Genomic DNA, 3,824 nt, shown 5'->3' on the forward strand with positions numbered 1-3,824 from the left:
CCGTTAGTTGCACTGGAATTATGATTCCTTCATTAGATGCCTATTTAATTAATAAATTAAAATTGCGTCAGGATATTGTTCGGCTTCCAGTCACTGAAATGGGCTGTGCGGCAGGAATTTCTGGAATTATCTATGCTAAAAATTTCTTGCAGGCTAATCCTGGAAAACGAGCTGCAGTAATTGCTGTCGAAAGTCCGACTGCAACGTTTCAATTAGATGATTTTTCGATGGCAAACATTGTAAGTGCGGCAATTTTTGGTGATGGAGCCGCTTGTGTTTTGCTTTCTTCCCATGAAGATGATGAAGGACCTGAAATTCTAGCTGAGGAAATGTATCATTTTTACGATAACATTCATATGATGGGCTTTAAGCTCACCAATTCAGGCTTGCAGATGGTTTTGGATATTGAAGTTCCCGAAACGATAGCTTCGCATTTTCCGGATATCATTCATCCTTTTTTAGAACGAAATACTCTAGAAATGAAAGATATCGACCATTTAATTTTTCATCCAGGAGGAAAGAAAATTGTACAAACGGTTGAAGCTTTATTTTCTGATTTAGGAAAAAATATAAACGATACCAAAGAAGTATTACGCTTGTATGGAAATATGTCGAGCGCTACTGTTTTATATGTTCTGGAAAGAATTATGGATGGTAATCCAGAAAAAGGGTCAAAAGGATTAATGCTGAGTTTTGGACCAGGATTTTCAGCACAACGAGTATTACTCCAGTTTTAAAAACGAAAATGAATAGCCAAGATATCATAGCACAATTGCCATATTCAAAGCCTTTTCTATTTGTGGACGAAATAACCCATATTGATGAAAATGGAGTAGAGGGCAGTTACACTTTTGATGAAAATCTAGATTTTTACAAAGGGCATTTTAAGGAATTTCCAGTTACTCCAGGTGTTATTTTAACGGAAGTTATGGCTCAAATTGGGTTGGTTTGTCTAGGTATATTTTTATTAAATAATACATTTAGTAAAAGTACTTCAATTGCTTTAACATCAAATGATATTGAATTTTTAAAACCTGTTTTTCCAAATGAAAAAGTGATTGTGATTTCGGAAAAAATATATTTTAGATTTGGAAAACTAAAATGTAAAGTAGTTATGAAAAACGAAAAAGAAGATGTTGTTTGCACAGGAACAATAGCTGGAATGATAGTTTCAAAGAGTGAAATAACTTAATATTCTTAATGCCTTAATGGTTTAAAAATTATTTTCTGTATGCAAAAAAGAGTAGTTATTACGGGGCTTGGTGTTGTTGCTCCAAATGGAGTAGGGCTTGATGCGTTTACTCATGCTATCAAAAATGGGATTTCTGGAATCAAGCACGACACTGAATTAGAACGATTGCAATTTTCCTGTCAGATTTCCGGAAGGCCTGAAGTTTCTGTTGAATTGTCATTGCAATACTTCTCTGAACTAGAGTTGCGAAATTTTAACTCAACGGGTATTTTGTATGGTGTAATTGCAGGAATAGATGCTTGGAAAGATGCTGGTTTGTCATTAGAAATTAACGATGAACCGGATTGGGATAGCGGAACTATTTTTGGCACAGGAACTTCTGGCATAGATAAATTTCGGGAAAGTATTTATAAAATTGATGATTTTCAAACTAGAAGGTTAGGAAGTACTGCCGTGGCGCAAACTATGAATAGTGGTGTGAGCGCTTATTTAGGAGGGAAATTAGGTTTAGGGAATCAGGTTACAACTAATTCATCGGCTTGCACTACAGGAACCGAAAGCATTCTGATGGCATTCGAGCGTATACAATCAGGTCAGGCAAAACGTATTTTAGCAGGAAGCACAAGTGATTCAGGCCCTTATATTTGGGGAGGATTCGATGCTATGCGCGTTTGCACTTTTAAACATAATGATTCCCCAGAGGAAGGCTCAAGGCCAATGAGCATAAGTGCTTCTGGGTTTGTTCCTGGAAGCGGAGCAGGAGCTTTGGTTTTAGAAGATTTAGAAAGTGCGGTAGCTCGCGGGGCAAAAATTTACGCCGAAGTTTTAGGCGGAAATGTAAATTCTGGTGGCCAACGTGGATTAGGAACTATGACTGCCCCAAATCCTGTCGCCGTTCAGAAATGTATAAAAAATGCCATTGAAAATGCAGGTCTTCTTCCAAAGGATATAGATGCTATTAATGGGCACTTGACAGCAACATCAAAAGATAGTTTAGAAATCCAGAATTGGAGTGAAGCTTTAGGAAGAAAAGGAATTGATTTTCCGTATATAAATTCTTTAAAATCAATGGTAGGTCATTGTTTGTCTGGCGCAGGTAGCATTGAAAGTGTAGCTTCGATATTGCAATTGCATGAGGGATTTGTTTTTCCAAATATTAATTGTGAAGATTTACATCCTGAGATTACTACGCTTATTGATGAGTCCCGAATCCCAAGAAAAGTAATTGAAACAGAATTAAATATCATAGCAAAAGCGAGTTTTGGTTTTGGAGATGTCAATGGTTGTGTAATTTTCAAGAAATTTAAAACCTAGTATAATTCAGTGTTAATTAGGAAAAAGCAGAATCAAAAAATAAACATCAAATTAGAACGAATAAATAAACGTCTCATCTTATTGCCTTTGTTGGCTAAAAAATTAAATATGAATAAAGAACAAACAATTGAAGAATTAAAAAATATTGTTAAACCGTACATTGCAAATCAGGAAGCATTTGACACATTGACGGAAGAAACTGATTTCATCAATGACTTGAAAATTAACTCTGCTAATTTAGTTGATGTTATTTTAGATATAGAAGAAAAATACAACATCGTAATTGATAATGAATCGATGGAACGAATGATCAACGTAAAAGCAGCAATGGAAATTATTGACGCTAAATTATCAGAAAAAGAATAAGTGGTATTCAAAATAGATAAATAAGGTGATTGGAAACGATATAGTAGATTTGGCTTTAGCCAAAAAAGAAAGCAACTGGAAGCGGAAAGGTTTTTTGGATAAAATTTTTACGCAACAGGAACAGCTGCTTATTACTTGTGCCGAGAGTCCGGAAGTAATGGTTTGGAACTTATGGACCAGAAAAGAAGCTGCTTATAAAATCTATAATAGGCAGACGAATATTAGAATGTATTTCCCTTTGCAACTTGTATGTTTATACGAAAGCGAAACTTCAGGAACGGTTCTCTGTAATGGGAATATCTATCATACAAAAACCAAAATTTCAGAAGACAATATTTATACAATTGCGGTTTCGGAAGAAAATTATTTTATTCAAATTAAGGACATAAAAGCAGACGCTAAAATCTGTAAAACAAACGGAATTCCATATATAATTGACGATTTTAGCGAAATAAAAAAGCCCGTTTCGATTTCTCATCACGGGCGTTTTTGGAAAGGAATTACCCTTTGATTTATAAATCCAGTTGTTATTTAATTCCCAATCTAGACTTTAATTTTAAGAATAATAAAGCAATTTTGTAGGCGTCTTCGGAAGAAGAATTCCGATCACTTTTTGGTAAGTTGTATATGATACTTAATTCGTCTAATGAAAATTGCCTGTTGTTTATGTCTTGTAATTTACGATACATTACATCAATATCTAAAGCTTCATTTTTTAGGCGCCCGCAATCGAGTCTCTCTAGTGCAGCATTAATCATTTCTACATCAAAATCAATGTGATGACCTACCAGTACGGCATTTCCAAGGAATTCAATCAGTGATTTAATAGCCTCAAGTTCACCCAATTTTTTCATTTTACTTTCTACGATAAATTCGTTTGAAAGTCCGTTATCGTGAAGAAATTTGTATTGCAACAAAACGGCTTCAAAGCTATCCCCAATAACAATACTAT

General features: G+C 34.8%; 6 protein-coding genes. 5 read left to right on the top strand and 1 reads right to left on the bottom strand.

Annotation, left to right across the window (positions count from 1 at the left end; all coding sequences use genetic code 11):
• The 5 genes from ACH2BP_RS09400 to ACH2BP_RS09420 all read left to right on the top strand — a co-directional run.
• The coding region (locus ACH2BP_RS09400; protein ID WP_395059250.1) for a type III polyketide synthase at window positions 1–737 on the top strand (737 nt) is incomplete at its 5' end.
• An 8-nt stretch (window positions 738–745) separates the two neighbouring features.
• Window positions 746–1,192, top strand: a complete 447-nt coding sequence (locus ACH2BP_RS09405; RefSeq protein WP_395059252.1) for a 3-hydroxyacyl-ACP dehydratase FabZ family protein — start codon at window positions 746–748, stop codon at window positions 1,190–1,192.
• Between the two features lie 39 nt (window positions 1,193–1,231).
• On the top strand, window positions 1,232–2,506 hold the full coding sequence (locus ACH2BP_RS09410; protein WP_395059254.1) for a beta-ketoacyl-[acyl-carrier-protein] synthase family protein: 1,275 nt from the start codon (window positions 1,232–1,234) through the stop codon (window positions 2,504–2,506).
• A 108-nt stretch (window positions 2,507–2,614) separates the two neighbouring features.
• Entirely contained in the window at window positions 2,615–2,872 is a 258-nt protein-coding gene (locus ACH2BP_RS09415) for an acyl carrier protein (RefSeq protein ID WP_395059256.1), read from the top strand.
• 25 nt (window positions 2,873–2,897) lie between these two features.
• Window positions 2,898–3,383 carry a 4'-phosphopantetheinyl transferase superfamily protein gene (locus tag ACH2BP_RS09420; RefSeq protein ID WP_395059258.1) on the top strand — a complete coding sequence of 162 codons (486 nt, stop codon included), beginning with the start codon at window positions 2,898–2,900 and terminating at the stop codon, window positions 3,381–3,383.
• Between the two features lie 16 nt (window positions 3,384–3,399).
• Here the strand turns inward: ACH2BP_RS09420 and ACH2BP_RS09425 are convergent.
• Window positions 3,400–3,824 (bottom strand): 3'-5' exonuclease (locus tag ACH2BP_RS09425; protein WP_395059260.1); only part of this gene is annotated, 425 nt, incomplete at its 5' end.

This window comes from Flavobacterium sp. (assembly GCF_043756175.1).
Lineage (GTDB): Bacteria > Bacteroidota > Bacteroidia > Flavobacteriales > Flavobacteriaceae > Flavobacterium.

Bases quoted from the DNA above. Each gene is read 5' to 3' on its own strand.
- ACH2BP_RS09405 (WP_395059252.1), top strand. From the start codon at position 746: ATGAATAGCCAAGATATCATAGCACAATTGCCATATTCAAAGCCTTTT.
- ACH2BP_RS09410 (WP_395059254.1), top strand. From the start codon at position 1,232: ATGCAAAAAAGAGTAGTTATTACGGGGCTTGGTGTTGTTGCTCCAAAT.
- ACH2BP_RS09415 (WP_395059256.1), top strand. From the start codon at position 2,615: ATGAATAAAGAACAAACAATTGAAGAATTAAAAAATATTGTTAAACCG.